A 16,800-nucleotide genomic window follows, 5' to 3' on the forward strand; every position below is an offset into this window, starting at 1 on the left:
CACCGGTGTCGTACGCCTGGATTAGGGTGCCCCCGATGGTCACACCGGAATCGCTCTCGCTCGCCCAGGCCCGGCGGGTGGCGCTGGCCGCCCAGGGTTTCGCCGACCCGGCCCCCGCCGGGGCGCTCACCCGACGGCACCTGCGCCGGGTGCTCGACCGGGTCGGGCTGATCCAGATGGACTCGGTCAACGTGCTGCAACGCGCGCACTACCTACCGCTCTACAGCCGGCTCGGGCCGTATCCGACGGCGCTGCTCGACGCGGCGGCCTACCGCAGCCCCCGGGAGTTGTTCGAATACTGGGGGCACGAGGCGTCGCTGGTCCCGGTCGAGCTGCACCCGACGCTGCGCTGGCGGATGGCCCGGGCGCACGACGACGCCTGGGGCGCAATGCGCCGCATCGCCCGGGAGCAGCCTGGCCTGGTCGCCTGGGTGCGCGACGAGGTGACCGCCCGGGGGCCGCTGACCGCCGCCGAGATCGAGCACGACGCCCCCCGGGAGACCGGCAACTGGGGGTGGAACTGGTCGGCCGTGAAGAAGGCCCTGGAGTTCCTGTTCTGGGCCGGCGAGGTGGCCGCCGCCGACCGCACCACGTCCTTCGCCCGCCGCTACGACCTGGCGGAGCGGGTGCTGCCCCCGGCCGTGCTGGCCGCGCCCACCCCGACCGACGCGGAGGCGTACCGGGCGCTGGTCGGGATCGCTGCCCGGTCGCTCGGGGTGGCCGCCGAGCCGGAGCTGCGCGACTATTTCCGCCTCCCGGCGGCCGGTGCCCGGCGGGCGATCGCCGAGCTGGCCGAGGCCGGCGAGCTGACCCCGGTGACGGTGCGCGGCTGGCGACACCCGGCCTGGCTGCACGCCACCGCCCGGCTGCCCCGCTGGGCGCGGAGCAACACGCTGGTCAGCCCGTTCGACCCGCTGGTCTGGGAGCGTGGCCGCACCGAGCGGCTGTTCGGCCTCAGCTACCGCATCGAGATCTACGTGCCGGCCCCGCAGCGGGTGTACGGCTACTACGTGCTGCCGTTCCTCCAGGGTGAGCGGTTCACCGCCCGGGTCGACCTGAAGGCCGATCGGAGGGCGCGCGTGCTGCTGGTCCCGGCCGCCTGGGCGGAGCCGGGCGTCGACCCGGGGGAGACGGCGATCGCCCTGGCCGCCGAGCTGTACCGGCTGGCCGGCTGGCTCGGGCTGGACGCGGTCGCCCCGCCGGCAGCCGGCGACCTCGCCGTCCCGCTGGCCGCCGCGCTGAGGGGCGGGCCCGGTGTACCGTGAGCGGCGTGACGAGCGTTGACGGCCCGGCCGCTCGGCCGGACGCCCAGGCCGGGGGCGCACCCGCCCCACAGTCCGCACCGGCCGGCGCCCCGGTCGCGTGGCCAACGGGCCAGCAGCACGGCCCGGCCTGGGCAACGGGCCAGCAGCCCGATGCCGCCTGCCCAACGGGACAGCAGCCCGATTCCGCGTGGCCGGCGGGTCAGCAGCCCGATTCCGCGTGGCCGCCGCCGGGGGCGTACCCGATGGCCGAGCCGGACCGGTTGACCCGCTTCGTCATGCGGGTCTACGACCGCTCGCCCCGCTGGGCGGTGCCCCTGGCCGCGCTCGGCTGCGTCGGCCTCGGCGTGGCGTACGCGCTGCTCAGCGACCCGACCCGGGCCGCGCCCGACGCCGCCCCGAGCTGCCTGCTGAAGCTCACCACCGGGCTGGACTGCCCGGGCTGCGGCGGCACCCGCGCGCTCTGGTACGTGCTGCACGGCGACGTGCCGGCCGCCGCCCGGCACCACTTCCTCTTCGTCTTCGCGCTGCCCTTCCTGACGTACCTCTTCGTGGCCTGGGCCGGGAAGCAGGCGTTCGGCTGGCGGCTGCCGGAGCCGCAGATCAGCTCGAAGCTGATCGGCGGGTTCCTGGCCCTCTGGCTGGTCTTCTCGGTGGCCCGCAACCTCCCCTGGGCACCCTTCACCTCCCTCTACGTCTGACAGGCCCCGTCCCCGTCCCGGCACGCTCCCGGCCTCGGTCGGGGCCTCGGTCGCGGCGGCGCATCGGATAGCTGCCGTTCGCGGACACCAGAACCTCGCCGGCGGTGGGGATGGCTCCCGTGGTGCCTGTGGAGCTGCCCCGTCTGTGCGCCCGGCCTGGGTTCGTCGCGCGCCTGACCGTTGTGCGCCCGGCCCGGGTTTTCGCGCTCCTGACCGTGGCGGGGGTGGCTCCCGTGGTGCCTGTGGAGCTGCCCCGTTTGTGCGCCCGCCTGCCGTACCGTCCGCCTGTCTGGCCCGTCTGCCACGCATGCTTCTCCGGCCGTCCGGCCGTCCGGCGCGTGTGCCCTGCGCGTGCGTAGACGTCCGGCCTGAAGGGAGGAGCGAAGCCGCGTGCCCCGTTTGTGCGGGCAGCTCCATAGGCGTCGGGCAAGGGGCAGTCCGCCCAAGCCGGGGCACCGCATCCGCAGCCTCAGCCCACCCCGCTGCCGCCCGGCCCGCCCGCCCCGGCCCGCCCGCCCCGGCCCGCCCGCCCCGCCCCGGCCTGCCCGCCCCGGCCGACCCAGCCCGCCTGTTTCGCTCGTCCGTCGACCGATCGCGAGGTCTTGACCGGTCCGGCCGCGAGACTTTGGCCACCCCCGGCTGCCGGTGGGCGGGGGAAACGCACTGGGATCCGCAGCTCGGGCCGAGGAACCGCAGGTGAGGGTGGGCGAGCCCGACTTGGGCCGCCGGCGACGGGGCCACTAAAGTCGCAGGAATGCCGGAGATGGTGCAGCCCCAGGTCAAGCTGATCGCGTGGACCCAGTTCCAGGCCCCGGACGACGTGCCGTGGTCGACCGACGCCGACGGCGGCCAGGCGCTCGCCGAGTTCGCCGGCCGGGCCTGCTACCAGAGCTGGAAGAAGCCGAACCCGGCCACCGCCACCAACGCCGGCTACCTGGCGCACATTCTTGAGGTCGGGCACCTGTCGGTGCTGGAGCACGGCTCGGTGAGTTTCTACTTCACCGGGGTGTCCCGCTCCTTCACCCACGAGCTGATCCGGCACCGGCACTTCTCGTACTCCCAGCTCTCCCAGCGGTACGTCCCGGAGCGGGACGCCGCCATGGTCGAGCCCCGGGCGATCGCCGAGGACCCGGAGCTGCACAAGCGGTTCGTCGAGGCCGCCGAGGCCAGCGTGCGGGCGTACACGGAACTGCTGGAGGGCCTCGAAGAGCGGTTCGCCGACGAGCCCAACCCGACGCTGCGTCGCAAGCAGGCCCGGCAGGCTGCCCGCGCGGTGCTGCCCAACGCCACCGAGACCCGGATCGTGGTCACTGGCAACTACCGGGCCTGGCGGCACTTCATCGCGATGCGGGCCACCGAGCAGGCCGACGTGGAGATCCGGGAGTTGGCGGTGGAATGCCTGCGCCAGCTGCAGGGGGTCGCCCCGAGCGTCTTCGCCGACTTCGTCGTCACCACCCTGCCCGACGGCACGCAGGTCGCGGTCAGCCCGCACGGCGAGTGAGTCCTGAGCCCTTCCCCGCCGACCCTCCGGTGGTCGTCCGCTAGGTTGTGAACATGACGCACGACCACCCAGTTGCCGCCGAGCGGGCGGTGTCCCGCCCGTTCGGTCGACTGCTCACGGCCATGGTGACCCCGTTCAACGCTGACGGCTCCCTCGACCTCGACGGCGCCGTACGGCTCGCGAACCACCTCGTCGACGAGCAGGGCAACGACGCGCTCGTGCTCAACGGCACCACCGGCGAATCGCCCACCACCACCGACGTGGAGAAGGAACGTCTGATCCGTGCCGTGGCGGAGGCGATCGGCGACCGGGCCAGGGTGGTCGCCGGGGTCGGCACCAACGACACCCGGCACACCATCGAGCTGGCCGCGGCGGCCGAGAAGGCCGGCGCGCACGGCCTGCTCGTGGTGACCCCGTACTACAACAAGCCGCCGCAGAGCGGGCTGGTCCGGCACTTCACCGCGGTCGCGGACGCCACCGGACTGCCGATCATGCTCTACGACATCCCGCACCGCGCCGGGGTGCCGATCGCCACCGAGACCATCGTGCGCCTCGCCGAGCACGGCCGCATCGTCGCGGTCAAGGACGCCAAGAGCGACCTCACCGCCACCTCGTGGGTGACCAGCCGCACCGAACTGGCGTACTACAGCGGCGAGGACTCGCTCACCCTGCCCGCCCTGGCGGTCGGCTGCGTGGGCGTGGTCGGCACGTCGACCCACTTCACCGGCGTGCTGACGAAGCGGATGATCGAGGCGTACGACGCGGGCGACACCGGCACCGCGTTGGCGCTGCACCGGCGGCTGCTGCCCCTGTTCACCGGCATCTTCCGTACCCAGGGCACCATCCTGGTCAAGGCGGGCCTGGCAGCCAAGGGCCTGCCGGCCGGCCCCGTACGACTCCCGCTGGTGGACGCCACCGACGACGAGATCGCCCAGCTGCGCGCAGACTGCGCGGCGGCGGGTCTGGAGCTCCCCGAATGATCGAACGACACGACGGACGCCGGGTTGCGGCGTCGCAGAATGAGGTGGACGCGTGACCGAGGCGCACAACGAGGGGGAACTGCCCCCGCCGCTGCCGGAGGGTGGCCTGCGGATCATCCCGCTCGGCGGGCTCGGTGCCATCGGTCGGAACATGACCGTCTTCGAGTACGACGGCAAGCTGCTGATCGTCGACTGCGGGGTGCTCTTCCCCGACGTCGAGCAGCCGGGCGTGGACCTGATCCTGCCCGACTTCGGGCCGATCCTGGACCGGCTCGCCGACGTGCAGGCGATCGTGCTCACCCATGGCCACGAGGACCACATCGGCGCGGTGCCGTACCTGCTCGCCCACAAGCCTGACATTCCGCTCGTCGGCTCCCAGTTCACCCTCGCCCTGGTCGAGGCGAAGCTGGCCGAGCGGCGGATCCAGCCGTACACGCTGACCGTGCGGGAGGGCGGGCGGGAACGGCTCGGGCCGTTCGAGTGCGAGTTCTTCGCGGTCAACCACTCGATCCCGGACGCCCTCGCGGTGGCCATCCGCACCCCGGCCGGCCTGGTGCTGCACACCGGCGACTTCAAGATGGACCAGCTCCCGCTGGACGGCCGGATCACCGACCTGGCCGGCTTCGCCCGGCTCGGCGCCGAGGGCGTCGACCTGCTGCTGTCGGACTCCACCAACGCGGAGATCCCCGGCTTCGTCACCCCGGAGCGGGAGATCGGGCCGGTGCTCGACTCGATCTTCGCGAAGGCGAAGGGGCGGATCATCGTCGCCTCGTTCGCCTCGCACGTGCACCGGGTGCAGCAGGTCTTCGACTCGGCCGCCGAACACGGCCGCAAGGTCGCGCTGATCGGCCGCTCGATGGTCCGCAACATGGGCATCGCCCGGGACCTCGGCCTGCTCAACATCCCGGCGGGCCTCGTGGTCGGCATCGAGGAGGCGACCACGCTGCCGCCCGAGCAGCTGCTGCTGATGTCCACCGGCTCGCAGGGCGAGCCGATGAGCGCGCTGGGCCGGATGGCCAGCGGCGACCACCGGCACATCACCATCGCCCCCGGCGACACGGTGGTGCTGGCGTCCTCGCTGGTGCCCGGCAACGAGACCTCGGTGTACCGGGTGATCAACCGGCTGGCCCGGGCCGGCGCGGTGGTGGTGCACAAGGACGTCGCGAAGGTGCACGTCTCCGGCCACGCCCCCGCCGGCGAGCTGCTCTACCTGCTCAACGTGGTCCGCCCGAGCAACCTGATGCCGGTGCACGGCGAGTGGCGGCACCTGCGGGCGCACGCCCGGCTGGGCATCGAGTCCGGGGTCGCCCCGGACCGGGTGGTGCTCTGCGAGGACGGCGACGTCGTCGACCTGGTCGAGGGCCGCGCCAGCCTGGTCGGCCACGTGAAGAGCCGGTACGTCTACGTCGACGGCCTGGCCGTCGGAGACGTCAGCGAGTCGCTGCTCACCGAGCGGCGCATCCTCGGCGACGGCGGCTTCATCGCCACCACCGTGGTGGTCGACTCGGTCACCGGCAAGGTGGTGGCCGGGCCGACCCTCTCGGCGAAGGGCTTCTCCGAGGACCCGGAGGCGTTCAATCCGGTTATTCCGCTGGTCACCGAGGCGCTGAACCGGGCCGCGGCGGACGGCATCACCGACCCGCACCAGCTCCAGCAGATCGTCCGGCGCACCGTCGGGCGCTGGGTCAACGACAAGTACCGGCGTCGGCCGATGATCGTCCCGACGGTCGTCGAGGTCTGACGGCCCACACTTCACCGCGCGTCCCGACGCCGGCCCACCCCTCGGGGTGGGCCGGCGTCGGCCCGTTGGCCCTGGGTCAGGGGAGCGCGGCGACCGCCTCCGCGTACGTCACGCCCGTGGCGACCGCCGCGGTGACCAGCACGTCGAGTTGCGCCGGGGCCACCCCGTGGGCCAGGTCCGTGGTGACGTCGCCGGCCAGCACCAGCTCCCCGCCGTCGTCGTGCGCGTACGCCTTGGGCAGCAGCCGGTCGTGGTTCCAGGCGTTGCAGAACGCGTACGCCTCGGCGCGTCGGTCCGCCGGCAGGCGCCGGGTGGCCAGCACCCGTATGTGCAGGATCTCGCCCCGCTCCCCGGCCTGCCGGAACTCGATCACCGCCGGGTCCCACCGCCCGACCACGGCCCCGCCGGTCCGCAGCGTCCAGGTGTCTCCTCGCCGGTCCAGGGCGGCCGTGATCAGGGCGACGGTCAGCGCCCCCGGCTCGTCGTCGGCCAGCCCGTCGTATCCGTCGTCGGTGCCGTCGCCGTCCGTGCCGCTGTCGCCGGTGCCGCCGGTGCCGGTGCCGTCGCCGTCCACCTCGTCGGCGGGCAGCGGGACCGGGTCGGCGATCGGCCGTTCGGCCAGTCGGGCGGCGATCCGGCCGGACTGGTGACCCGTGCCGTTGCGGGCGTCGAAGCTGCCCGCGAGCCCGGTCGCCAGCTCGGCCAGCAGCCCGCCGAGCCGGGCCACGTCGATGTCCCCGCCCGCCCGGTCGGCGGGGCGCGGTTCGGGCATCCGCCGGTCGCCCCGCCCGGCCTCGGTGGCGAGGGCGCACAGCAGCGCCCCGGCGGCGGCGAACTCCATCGTCGCCATGTCGTCGGCCGGCTGGCCCAGCCGGGGCACCTGCTCGGCAAGGATGTCCAGGCCCCGGTCCAGGTGCCCGCCCAGCGCACAGAACCGCAGGTGCGCGGCGAGGTACGGGAAGGCCGCCCGTTCCCGCCGGTGCCGCCGGTACGCCTCGACGTGCGCCCGGGCGGCCCGCTCCGGCTCACCGGCGCGCAGCAGCGGCAGCAGCGCCCCGGCCAGCGCCCGCTCGGGCTGGTCGGTGCAGTACGCCGAGCCCCGCGCCGGCTCGTCGAACAGCGGGCGCAGCTCGGCCAGGGCCGCCGCCCAGTCGCCCCAGCCGGTGAGCAGTTCGGCTCGGCGGGACGGGGCGCAGCCCGGACAGCCGGCGGCCGGGTCGACGGGGGCGGTGCGCCAGCGGTCGTACCAGCGGCGGGCCGCCGGCTCGTCGCCGAGGTGGTCGGCGAGCCGGCAGCGCAGCTCGGCCACCAGGTCGCCCGGCGTGTCGTCCGCGTCGCCCGGCCCGCCGGGGGAGCGGGCGAGGTCGTCCAGCTCGGCCCGGGCCTGGTCCAGCCCGATGCGGGGGGTGGCGAACACCGCCTCCACCGCGAAGCGCTGGTAGCGGCGTGGCTCGACGCCCCGCTCGCCGGGCGGCCCGGGCACCCGGTCGAGGAGCTCCCGGCAGCGCCGGACCGGCTCGAACAGCCGCCACCGCTCACCCTGCCGCAGATACGCGTCGATCAGCGCGAACCGGGCGTCCAGGCCGGTGCGCAGGTCGCCGGCCGCCTCGGCGGTGGCGGCGACCCGTTCCAGCTCGGCGGCGCGCGGCTCGGAGTCGGGCAGGTCCCGGGCGGCGGCCAGCGCCTCGGCCGGGCTTCGGTCGCCGCTCGCCGGCCCCCGGGACCGGCCCTCCCCGCGGCCCCCGAGCCGGCCGTCCCACGGGCGCGGCTGCCCGGCCGTCCCGGTCACTGCCGTGCCCCGCTTGCCAGCTGCCCGACGGCGGCGGCGAGCTGGCAGCCGGTCGAGATGCCGCAGTCGAGCAGCTGGTCGAGCTGGTGCGGGGTCACCCCGCGTTCCAGGTCGGTGATCACCTCGCCGCAGACCAGGGCGCGCCCGTCGTCGTCGACGTGTACGAAGGCCTTGGGCCAGTAGCGGTCGTGGTTCCAGGAGTTGCAGAAGGCGTGCAGGGTCGGCACGTACTCGATGGGGAAGGTCGGCCCGGCGACGGTGCGCACCTGGAGGATCTCACCGGCGGCGCCCATCCGTAGGAACCAGATGAGACTGTCGTCCCAGCGGCCGAGCAGCCGGCCCTGCGGGTCCCCCGAGACCGCGTACCCCCGGGCGTGCAGCACGGCGGCGATCAGCTCGCCGGTCAACGGGCGCAGCGTTCGGCCAGGCCCGGCCAGGGGGCCGTCCGGGCCGTCCTCGAAATCCGACGACGCCATCGGGCATCCCTTCTGAGGCGAATAACACAACAGGCGGCGCCGTCAGTGCTGCGACGCGCGGACACGACCCGGAAAAGCGGCGATCCGCCGGGTCCCGCCGTTACGGTGACTCTATGGCGGGCCGTACCTCTCAGGCGAGCCGGCGACGCGGCGCGTCGCCGCGTGGCACCACGAACAGTCGTGCCCGTCAGCCGGCGAAGAAGACCACCAAGGCGGCGCCCCGGCGGCGCACCGCCGCAGCGCGGCCCGGCCGGGCGCACCACGTGGGCCGCGCGGTCGGCACGGTGTGGATGGGGCTGGCGCACGGCGTCGGCTGGGCGGTGCGGGCTGCCGGCCGGCAGGCCGCCTCGGCCCGCGACCTCGACCCGGAGCACCGGCGCGACGGCGGCGGCCTGCTGCTGCTCGGCCTCGCCCTGCTCAGCGCGGTGGCCATCTGGTTCTCCGGGGCCGGCCCGCTGGGCGCCCGGCTCGCGGACACGGTCCGGCTCTTCCTCGGGGCGATCTCGGTCGTAGTGCCCGTGCTGCTGTCGATCGGCGCGTGGCGGCTGATGCGCACGCCGGCCGACCCGGAGCACCGCGGCCGGGGCCTGGTCGGCTGGGGGTCCATGCTGGTCGCCACGGCGGCGATGCTGCACATCGGACAGAACCCGGTGGACTCGGTCCAGCGCGACTACGCCGGCGGCCTGATCGGCGCGGGCGTCGGCGACCTGCTGGAGAGCGCCGTAACGGCCTGGGTGGCCGTGCCGCTGCTGCTCCTGCTGCTGGTCTTCGGCCTGCTGGTGGTCACGGCCACCCCGATCAACAAGATCCCGGAGCGGCTCGGGATGCTCGCCGGGGCGGTGGCCGGCACGCCGCCGGCCGTCGACGAGGTCGAGGTCGAGGTGGTGGAGGTGGTCGAGAAGAAGCCGGCCCGCCGCCGCCCGGCCAAGCGCGCCGCGCCGCCGCTGCCCGACCCGGACGACTTCGAGGAGGGGTACGAGGGGGTCGACCTCCAGGAGACGGTGGTGCTGCCCCGCAAGCCCCCGGCGAAGGTGCCCGCCACCCGCAAGCCGGTCGAGCCGCCGGAGCACTCGCCCGCGCCCACCCGGGCCGAGCAGCTCGCGCTCAGCGGCCTGTCCGGCGACTACACGCTGCCGCCGGCCAACATCCTCAGCGGTGGCGCCGCGCCGAAGACCCGGAGCAAGGCCAACGACGAGATCATCGCGGCGCTGACCGGCGTGTTCGACCAGTTCGGGGTGGACGCCGAGGTGACCGGCTTCACCCGGGGCCCGACGGTCACCCGGTACGAGGTCGAGCTGGGGCCGGGCGTCAAGGTCGAGCGGATCACCCAGCTCTCCCGCAACATCGCGTACGCGGTGAAGTCGCCGGACGTGCGGATCCTCAGCCCGATCCCGGGCAAGAGCGCGGTCGGCGTGGAGATCCCGAACACCGACCCGGAGAACGTGGCCCTCGGCGACGTACTGCGCTCCCGGGTGGCCACCAGCGACCACCACCCGATGGTGGTCGCCCTCGGCAAGGACATCGAGGGCGGCTTCGTGGTGGCCAACCTCGCGAAGATGCCGCACATCCTGATCGCGGGCGCCACCGGCGCCGGGAAGTCGTCCTGCCTCAACACCCTGCTGGTGTCCATCCTCACCCGGGCCACTCCGGACGAGGTGCGGCTGCTGCTGATCGACCCGAAACGGGTCGAGATGACCGGCTACGAGGGCATCCCGCACCTGGTCACCCCGATCGTGACCAACGCGAAGAAGGCGGCCGACTCGCTGGACTGGGTCGTCCGCGAGATGGACATGCGCTACGACGACCTCGCCGCGAACGGGGTCCGGCACATCGACGACTTCAACCGCAAGGTGCGCAGTGGGGAGATCACAGCCCCGCCGGGCAGCGAGCGGGAGATGCGGCCGTACCCGTACCTGTTGGTGATCGTCGACGAGCTGGCGGACCTGATGATGGTCGCCCCCCGCGACGTGGAGGACTCGGTCGTCCGGATCACCCAGCTCGCCCGCGCGGCCGGCATCCACCTGGTGCTGGCCACCCAGCGCCCCTCGGTCGACGTGGTGACCGGCCTGATCAAGGCCAACGTGCCGTCCCGGCTGGCGTTCGCCACCTCGTCGCTGGCCGACTCGCGGGTCATCCTGGACCAGCCGGGCGCGGAGAAGCTGCTCGGCCGGGGCGACGGGCTGTTCCTGCCGATGGGCGCGTCGAAGCCGGTCCGGATCCAGGGCGCCTGGGTCACCGAGCGCGAGATCGCCGACGTGGTGAAGTTCTGCAAGGACCAGCGCGAGCCGGAGTTCCGCCCGGACGTGCTGGCCCCGGCGCAGGACACCAGGAAGAAGGTCGACGAGGAGATCGGCGACGACCTCGACCTGCTGGTGCAGGCGGTCGAGCTGGTGGTCACCTCGCAGTTCGGCTCGACCTCGATGCTCCAGCGCAAGCTGCGGGTCGGCTTCGCCAAGGCGGGCCGGTTGATGGACCTGATGGAGACCCGGGGCGTGGTCGGCCCGTCGGAGGGTTCCAAGGCCCGCGACGTGCTGGTCAAGCCGGACGAGCTGGATGAGGTCCTGGCCGGCCTGGGCGGCGCGGGGGACTGAACACCGCCCACGACGACGAGGGCCCGCCGGATCACCGGCGGGCCCGTCGCGCGTCGGGGGTCAGGCGTTGAGGATCACGGCGGCCAGCACCATGCCGAGGACGGCGCCGGCCACGCTCGCGGCGGCGGCGTACCAGCCGAGCGGCTTGTCGCCCTGGACGGCGCCGACGATGCCCAGGACGACGCCGACCAGGCCGAAGATCGGAGGCATCAGGAACACCGCGACGACGGCGAAGACGAAGCCGAGGATCGTGCAGATCCGGGCGGCGTTGCTGCGCGGGCGGGCGGTGCTGTGCATGTCGGTCATGACGTCCTCCTGGTGAGAGCCTCCTGGTGCGGTCGGCGGCTCTCTACCCACTGTGGCCGTTCGTCACGCCTCGCGGCGGGTCGAGGGCGTGCGGTCAGTGGAAGACCTTGAGACCGACGACCCCGGCGACGATCAGCAGCAGGCAGGCGATCCGGGCCACGGTCGCCGGCTCGTGCAGCGCCACCATGCCGACCAAGGCGGTGCCCACCGCGCCGATGCCGACCCAGACCACGTACCCGGTACCGACCGGGATCTGCCGCAGCGCGTACCCGAGCCCGGCCATGCTCAGCACCAGGGCGACGGCGAAGACGGCCGTGGGCAGGGGGCGACGGAAGCCGGCGCTGCGGTCGAGGGCGATCGCCCACGCGGTTTCGAGGAATCCGGAGAGAACCAGAACGAGCCAGGCCATGTGACATCACCTTCGAGGGCTGCCCGGGCCACCGGGGCCGGGACGAGTGGAAAAGACCTCGCAGGCGTCTTGGCCTCACCGGGTACGCCCACCCTCGTCCGGGGCGGCCCGCAACCACCGGGCCGCCGAGTCGAACCTAACACCCGGTTGACCAGGGGAGAGGTGAAACGAGCCACGTTCGGGTTGACCTGAAGTTGACTTCAGGTCGCAGTATTGCCGGCATGACTCTGCTCGTCTCCGACCGGGAGGTCGCCGCCGTCCTCGACGCGTCCACCACCGTGGCCGCGATGCGGGACGCCCTGCTCGCCGCCCACGCCGGCCGGCTGGTCGCGCCGCCCCGGGCGTCCGCCCCGCTGAGCGGCGGCCGGATGGTCCTCACCGCCGGGCAGCTCACCGACGAGTGGTACGGCTACCGCACGTACGACACGTTCGGCCACCCGCAGGGCGAGCAGATCGTCGTGCTGCACGACGGGCGGACCGGGGCGGTGCGGGCGATCGCCGTCGGCGAGGAGCTGGGCTCCCGGCGCACCGGAGGGCTGGGCGGGGTGGCGGTCGACGCGCTGGCCCGGCCGGACGCGGCCACCCTCGGCGTGATCGGCTCGGGCGGGCAGGCGTGGACGCAGGTCTGGGCCACCGCCGCCGTGCGCCCGCTGCGCGAGGTGACCGTGCACAGCCGCTCGGCGGCCCGCCGGGAGTCGTTCGCCGCCCGGGTCCGCGCCGAGCTGGGCGTCCCGGCCCGCGCCGTGGCCACGGCCCGGGCCGCCGTGACCGGCCGGGACGTCGTGGTGATCGCCACCACCAGCCACACGCCGGTGCTGGACGCCGCCGACCTCGCCCCGGGGGCACACGTCAACGCGGTCGGCTTCAAGCAGCGCGGCCGGGCCGAGTTCGGCACCGATCTGCTGGACGCCGCCGACGTCCTGGTCACGGACTCGCCGGCCCAGGCGATGGCGTACGACCCGCCGATGCTCGCCGCGCTGCCCCCGTACGCGGGGCGGCTGGCCGACCTGGGCGCGGTGCTGGCCGGGGCGGTCCCGGGGCGGACCGGGGCGGACCAGGTGTCGGTGTTCTGCTCCACCGGCCTGGCCGGCACGGAGGTCTTCCTGCTCGACCGCCTGGTCCAGGTCGGGGTGGCCCGGCTCTGACGGCGGGCCGGCACCCGACCCCCGGCTGTCGGCGCGGAGGGTGGCGACCGCCGTTGCCAGGTGGCCTCCGCGCGCCCGGTACCCTCGGATGGTGTCTGCCACCTCCTCTTCCGACATCTCCAGCTCGGCACGTCCGGCGCCGCGCCGCGACCTGGAGCCGTCGTCCGACAGCTCCAGCTCGGCGCGTCCGGCGCCGGGGCGCGACCTGGAGCCGTCGTCCGCCGCTACCGGCCGCCGCGTTGCCCTGCTGACGCTGGGCTGCGCCCGTAACGAGGTCGACTCGGAGGAGTTGGCCGCCCGGCTGCACGCCGACGGCTGGCAGGTGACTACCGACGGCGAGGGTGCCGACGTGGTGGTCGTCAACACCTGCGGCTTCGTGGAGAAGGCCAAGCAGGACTCGATCCAGACGCTGCTGGCCGCCGCCGACACCGGCGCGAAGGTGGTCGCCGCCGGCTGCATGGCCGAGCGGTACGGCCGGGAGTTGGCCAACAGCCTGCCCGAGGCGCAGGCGGTGCTGAGCTTCGACGACTACCCGGACATCGCCGCCCGGCTCGACGCGGTCGTGGCCGGGGAGTCGATCGACGCGCACACCCCGCGCGACCGGCGTGAGCTGCTGCCGCTGACCCCGGTCGCCCGGCGCGACAGCGCGGTCTCGCTGCCCGGCCACGGCACCTCGCGGGCGGCCGTGCAGACCGACGAGCACACCCCGGCCCACCTGCGCCAGGTGCTGCGGCACCGGCTCGACACCGGCCCGGTGGCGTCGCTGAAGCTGGCCAGCGGCTGCGATCGGCGTTGCGCGTTCTGCGCCATTCCGGCCTTCCGGGGGGCGTTCGTCTCGCGTACGCCCGACGAGCTGCTCGCCGAGGCGGAGTGGCTGGCCCGCAGCGGCGTCCGGGAGCTGGTGCTGGTCAGCGAGAATTCGACGTCGTACGGCAAGGACCTGGGCGACCCCCGGGCGCTGGAGAAGCTGCTGCCGCAGCTCGCCGCCGTGTCCGGCATCGTCCGGGTCCGGGTGAGCTACCTCCAGCCCGCCGAGACCCGGCCCGGGCTGGTCGAGGCGATCGCCGGCACGCCGGGCGTCGCGCCCTACTTCGACCTGTCGTTCCAGCACTCCAGCGAGCCGGTGTTGCGCCGGATGCGCCGTTTCGGCTCCACCGACCGGTTCCTGGAGCTGCTGGCCTCCGCCCGCGCCCTGGCCCCGCAGGCCGGTGCGCGGAGCAACTTCATCGTCGGCTTCCCCGGCGAGACCCGCGCCGACATCGCCGAGCTGGTCCGCTTCTTCACCGAGGCCCGGCTCGACGCGATCGGCATGTTCGACTACAGCGACGAGGACGGCACCGAGGCCGCCGGCCTGCCCGGCAAGGTCTCCGCCGCCACCATCAAGCGCCGGTACGACAGGCTCAGCGCGCTCGCCGACGAGCTGTGCTCGCAGCGCGCCGAGGAGCGGCTCGGCTCCACGGTCGAGGTGCTGGTCGACTCGGTCGACGACGGCGTGGTCGAGGGCCGGGCGGCGCACCAGGCCCCCGAGGTCGACGGCTCGACCACCCTGGTCGCCCCGGTCGAGGGCGGTGTGGACCTGGCCGCGCTGCGCCCCGGCGACCTGGTGCGGGCGACGGTCACCGCCACCGAAGGGGTGGACCTGGTCGCGGTCCCGGATGAGATGATCTCGGCGGCGCCCGGCGCGGCACGGTGACGGCGGGCCCTGAGAGAGCGGGGGAGCCACGTGGTGCGGCGCCAGGTACGCCACGGCGGCCCGATCGGGGCACGCCGATGACTCCGGCGGCGGGGTCGACGCCGTCGCCGGTGGTCGCCCGGGTGCCGGTGCTCAACGCGGCCAACGCGCTGACCCTGCTGCGGCTGGTGCTGGTGCCGGTCTTCGGGGCGACGGTCGTGATGTCGGCGATGAGCCACTCCGGGTGGCGGATCGTGGCCTGCCTGATCTTCGTCTTCGCCTCGGCCACCGACCTGGTGGACGGCTGGATCGCCCGCCGCTTCGGCCTGGTCACCTCCGTGGGTCAGGTCGCCGACCCGATCGCCGACAAGGCGCTCACCGGCGCGGCCCTGGTGCTGTTGTCCTGGTACGACCTGCTGCCCTGGTGGGTGACCGCGCTGATCCTGGCCCGCGAGCTGGGCATCACGGCGCTGCGGTTCTGGGTGATCCGGCACGGCGTCATCGCGGCCAGCCGGGGCGGCAAGATCAAGACTGCGCTCCAGATCCTCGCGATCACCTGGTACCTGTGGCCGATGCCGGCCGGTCTCGCCGACGTCGGCCCCTGGATCATGGCCGCCGCGGTGGTCGTCACGGTGGTCACCGGCTTCGACTACATCGCCCAGGCCCTCCGGCTCCGTCGGCCCCGCCCCTGACCGACCCCACCCAGCAGGCCCCGGCCTCCCCGGTGGTCCTGGGGCGGTCGGCGGCCCGCCCGGCGACCACCACCTGACCGCCAGTGGTGGGCGGGAGGATGCGTGGGCAGGGTGGCGTAGGGCGGCAGCGGTGGGGAAAGGAACGTGGGCATGGAGACGGATGCGAACGGGCGGCGGCCGGTCGGGAACCCGGCGGCCGGGGTGGTGCACCGCCTCGCGCAGCGGCACGAGACGCTGGCGACCGTGGAGTCGCTCACCGGTGGGCTGCTCTCCGCCTCGCTCGTGGAGATCGCCGGGGTGAGCGGCGTCTACCGGGGCGGGCTGGTTGTGTACGCCACCGAGCTGAAGGCGTGGCTGGCCGGCGTACCGGAGGACCTGCTGGCCGACCGCGGACCCGTCGACCCGGACGTGGCCCTCGCCCTGGCCGAGGGCGGCCGGCGGCGCTGCGGGGCCGACTGGGGGTTGGCCACCACCGGCGTGGCCGGGCCGCAGCCGCAGGACGGCAAGCCGGTCGGGCTGGTCTACATCGCCGTCGCCGGGCCGGGCGGCGCCGAGGTCACCCGGCTCGACCTGGACGGCGGCCGGGACCACATCCGCTCCGCCACGGTGATCGAGGCGTTGCGGCTGCTCGCCCAGCGGATCCACGCGGCGGAGGTGGCGACTGCTTCGGGCCTGCCGGCCGCCGCCGACGGGGATCCCGCGACCGCCGCGACGGGCGGGCGTTGAGCGGCCACCGCCAGATGGTGGGGCAGGGTGGGATGTCACTGGGGCCGGCAGCGGGTACGGTTGCGGGAAGGCTCCGACGCGTGTCGTCGGCACCGGGGCGGTACACCGCGCCGGGAACGACCGCCGTCGGAGGGGTGAGACCAGTCAGGGGAGGTGCGATGGTCCTGCTACGCCGGGTGATCGGTGACGCACTGCGGGCGCGCCGGCAGGGGCAGCAGCGCACCCTGCGCGAGGTCTCCTCCGCGGCGAACGTGAGCCTGGGCTACCTGTCCGAGATCGAGCGCGGCCAGAAGGAGCCCTCCAGCGAGCTGCTGGCCGCCATCTGCGACGCCCTCGGTGCCCGCCTCTCCGAGCTGCTCCGCGAGGTCAGCGACACGGTGGCGCTCGCCGAGCAGCTCCCGGGGGTGCTGATGCCGGTGCAGGACGAGCCCGTCGAGCCGGCGCCGGTGGGCCGCGCCTCCGTCCGCAACGCCGCAGGCCGTGGGGTGCGTCAGGTCTCCACGGGTGGCTCGGTGTCGGTGGCCGTGCACCAGGACTCGCCGCTGAAGGCCACCCTGCGCAGCACGAGGGTGCGCCCCGCCGACCGCGACCGCGACGTCGTCTGCGCCGCCTGAACCAGCCCGCCGCCTGATCCAGCCCGCCGGGCGGCCCACCCCGGCCGCCGACACGCCCCGGGGCGCCTCGTCGGCGGGAGCCCCGACGCCGCCCGCCGGCCCGACCGCGCGGCAGGTGCGACCCCGGCCACCCGACGACGTGGCCGGGCTTTCCCGCGCCGCGTACTGTTGATCAGACGGCGGCGCGTGCCGCTC

15 protein-coding genes and 1 riboswitch are annotated in these 16,800 nt (G+C 74.4%); of the genes, 11 read left to right on the plus strand and 4 right to left on the minus strand.

The window, feature by feature from the left end:
* The first annotated feature begins 35 nt into the window (after positions 1-35).
* The 5 genes from ACQPZO_RS07750 to ACQPZO_RS07770 all read left to right on the plus strand — a co-directional run bounded on the left by ACQPZO_RS07750 (position 36) and on the right by ACQPZO_RS07770 (position 6,185).
* Positions 36-1,265 carry a winged helix-turn-helix domain-containing protein gene (locus ACQPZO_RS07750; protein ID WP_433348324.1) on the plus strand — a complete coding sequence of 410 codons (1,230 nt, stop codon included), beginning with the start codon at positions 36-38 and terminating at the stop codon, positions 1,263-1,265.
* Complete coding sequence (locus ACQPZO_RS07755) at positions 1,262-1,963, plus strand: DUF2752 domain-containing protein (protein WP_433348326.1); 702 nt, start codon at positions 1,262-1,264, stop codon at positions 1,961-1,963. The genes ACQPZO_RS07750 and ACQPZO_RS07755 overlap by 4 nt, the downstream gene beginning before the upstream one ends.
* A gap of 763 nt (positions 1,964-2,726) precedes the next feature.
* Positions 2,727-3,464: an FAD-dependent thymidylate synthase gene (thyX, locus tag ACQPZO_RS07760; RefSeq protein ID WP_396674778.1), complete on the plus strand. Its 738-nt coding sequence runs from the start codon at positions 2,727-2,729 to the stop codon at positions 3,462-3,464.
* A 53-nt stretch (positions 3,465-3,517) separates the two neighbouring features.
* Entirely contained in the window at positions 3,518-4,444 is a 927-nt protein-coding gene (gene dapA, locus ACQPZO_RS07765; protein WP_433348328.1) for a 4-hydroxy-tetrahydrodipicolinate synthase, read from the plus strand.
* Between the two features lie 52 nt (positions 4,445-4,496).
* Positions 4,497-6,185 (plus strand): ribonuclease J, encoded by a 1,689-nt coding sequence (locus ACQPZO_RS07770; protein WP_405112485.1) that lies wholly within the window; start codon positions 4,497-4,499, stop codon positions 6,183-6,185.
* A 76-nt stretch (positions 6,186-6,261) separates the two neighbouring features.
* Here ACQPZO_RS07770 and ACQPZO_RS07775 read toward each other — a convergent pair whose 3' ends face one another.
* Together ACQPZO_RS07775 and ACQPZO_RS07780 are read right to left on the minus strand one after the other, a co-directional pair.
* Positions 6,262-7,974, minus strand: a complete 1,713-nt coding sequence (locus ACQPZO_RS07775; protein ID WP_433348330.1) for a YbjN domain-containing protein — start codon at positions 7,972-7,974, stop codon at positions 6,262-6,264.
* The gene (locus ACQPZO_RS07780) at positions 7,971-8,450 is read right to left on the minus strand and encodes a YbjN domain-containing protein (RefSeq protein ID WP_433348332.1); all 480 of its coding nucleotides are present in this window, start codon (positions 8,448-8,450) and stop codon (positions 7,971-7,973) included. Before ACQPZO_RS07780 ends, ACQPZO_RS07775 begins: the two co-directional genes overlap by 4 nt.
* Positions 8,451-8,563: 113 nt before the next feature.
* Between ACQPZO_RS07780 and ACQPZO_RS07785 the strand changes: the two genes are divergently transcribed.
* The gene (locus tag ACQPZO_RS07785; protein WP_433348334.1) at positions 8,564-11,041 is read left to right on the plus strand and encodes a DNA translocase FtsK 4TM domain-containing protein; all 2,478 of its coding nucleotides are present in this window, start codon (positions 8,564-8,566) and stop codon (positions 11,039-11,041) included.
* 60 nt (positions 11,042-11,101) lie between these two features.
* On the opposite strand, the gene ACQPZO_RS07790 is transcribed toward ACQPZO_RS07785, so the two are convergent.
* Both ACQPZO_RS07790 and ACQPZO_RS07795 read right to left on the minus strand, forming a co-directional pair.
* Positions 11,102-11,347, minus strand: a complete 246-nt coding sequence (locus ACQPZO_RS07790; protein ID WP_433348336.1) for a hypothetical protein — start codon at positions 11,345-11,347, stop codon at positions 11,102-11,104.
* 94 nt (positions 11,348-11,441) lie between these two features.
* Positions 11,442-11,756, minus strand: a complete 315-nt coding sequence (locus ACQPZO_RS07795) for a DMT family transporter (protein ID WP_433348338.1) — start codon at positions 11,754-11,756, stop codon at positions 11,442-11,444.
* Between the two features lie 58 nt (positions 11,757-11,814).
* A riboswitch (guanidine-III (ykkC-III) riboswitch) is annotated at positions 11,815-11,885 on the minus strand.
* Between the two features lie 92 nt (positions 11,886-11,977).
* Here ACQPZO_RS07795 and ACQPZO_RS07800 point away from each other — a divergent pair.
* The 5 genes from ACQPZO_RS07800 to ACQPZO_RS07820 all read left to right on the plus strand — a co-directional run bounded on the left by ACQPZO_RS07800 (position 11,978) and on the right by ACQPZO_RS07820 (position 16,605).
* Positions 11,978-12,901: an ornithine cyclodeaminase family protein gene (locus ACQPZO_RS07800; protein WP_433348340.1), complete on the plus strand. Its 924-nt coding sequence runs from the start codon at positions 11,978-11,980 to the stop codon at positions 12,899-12,901.
* An 88-nt stretch (positions 12,902-12,989) separates the two neighbouring features.
* Complete coding sequence (gene rimO / locus ACQPZO_RS07805) at positions 12,990-14,594, plus strand: 30S ribosomal protein S12 methylthiotransferase RimO (RefSeq protein ID WP_433348342.1); 1,605 nt, start codon at positions 12,990-12,992, stop codon at positions 14,592-14,594.
* Between the two features lie 77 nt (positions 14,595-14,671).
* Positions 14,672-15,265 (plus strand): CDP-diacylglycerol--glycerol-3-phosphate 3-phosphatidyltransferase, encoded by a 594-nt coding sequence (gene pgsA, locus ACQPZO_RS07810; RefSeq protein ID WP_405112465.1) that lies wholly within the window; start codon positions 14,672-14,674, stop codon positions 15,263-15,265.
* Between the two features lie 150 nt (positions 15,266-15,415).
* Positions 15,416-15,991 (plus strand): CinA family protein, encoded by a 576-nt coding sequence (locus tag ACQPZO_RS07815; RefSeq protein WP_433348345.1) that lies wholly within the window; start codon positions 15,416-15,418, stop codon positions 15,989-15,991.
* A gap of 158 nt (positions 15,992-16,149) precedes the next feature.
* Complete coding sequence (locus ACQPZO_RS07820; protein ID WP_396674761.1) at positions 16,150-16,605, plus strand: helix-turn-helix domain-containing protein; 456 nt, start codon at positions 16,150-16,152, stop codon at positions 16,603-16,605.
* Positions 16,606-16,800: the final 195 nt, after the last annotated feature.

The sequence above is a fragment of the Micromonospora sp. CA-111912 genome (assembly GCF_050948415.1).
Lineage (GTDB): Bacteria > Actinomycetota > Actinomycetes > Mycobacteriales > Micromonosporaceae > Micromonospora.

Bases quoted from the DNA above. Each gene is read 5' to 3' on its own strand.
- ACQPZO_RS07750 (WP_433348324.1), top strand. From the start codon at position 36: ATGGTCACACCGGAATCGCTCTCGCTCGCCCAGGCCCGGCGGGTGGCG.
- ACQPZO_RS07795 (WP_433348338.1), bottom strand. From the start codon at position 11,756: ATGGCCTGGCTCGTTCTGGTTCTCTCCGGATTCCTCGAAACCGCGTGG.
- ACQPZO_RS07820 (WP_396674761.1), top strand. From the start codon at position 16,150: ATGGTCCTGCTACGCCGGGTGATCGGTGACGCACTGCGGGCGCGCCGG.
- dapA (WP_433348328.1), top strand. From the start codon at position 3,518: ATGACGCACGACCACCCAGTTGCCGCCGAGCGGGCGGTGTCCCGCCCG.
- pgsA (WP_405112465.1), top strand. From the start codon at position 14,672: ATGACTCCGGCGGCGGGGTCGACGCCGTCGCCGGTGGTCGCCCGGGTG.
- ACQPZO_RS07785 (WP_433348334.1), top strand. From the start codon at position 8,564: ATGGCGGGCCGTACCTCTCAGGCGAGCCGGCGACGCGGCGCGTCGCCG.
- ACQPZO_RS07800 (WP_433348340.1), top strand. From the start codon at position 11,978: ATGACTCTGCTCGTCTCCGACCGGGAGGTCGCCGCCGTCCTCGACGCG.
- ACQPZO_RS07815 (WP_433348345.1), top strand. From the start codon at position 15,416: ATGGAGACGGATGCGAACGGGCGGCGGCCGGTCGGGAACCCGGCGGCC.
- ACQPZO_RS07790 (WP_433348336.1), bottom strand. From the start codon at position 11,347: ATGACCGACATGCACAGCACCGCCCGCCCGCGCAGCAACGCCGCCCGG.
- ACQPZO_RS07780 (WP_433348332.1), bottom strand. From the start codon at position 8,450: ATGGCGTCGTCGGATTTCGAGGACGGCCCGGACGGCCCCCTGGCCGGG.
- thyX (WP_396674778.1), top strand. From the start codon at position 2,727: ATGGTGCAGCCCCAGGTCAAGCTGATCGCGTGGACCCAGTTCCAGGCC.
- rimO (WP_433348342.1), top strand. From the start codon at position 12,990: ATGGTGTCTGCCACCTCCTCTTCCGACATCTCCAGCTCGGCACGTCCG.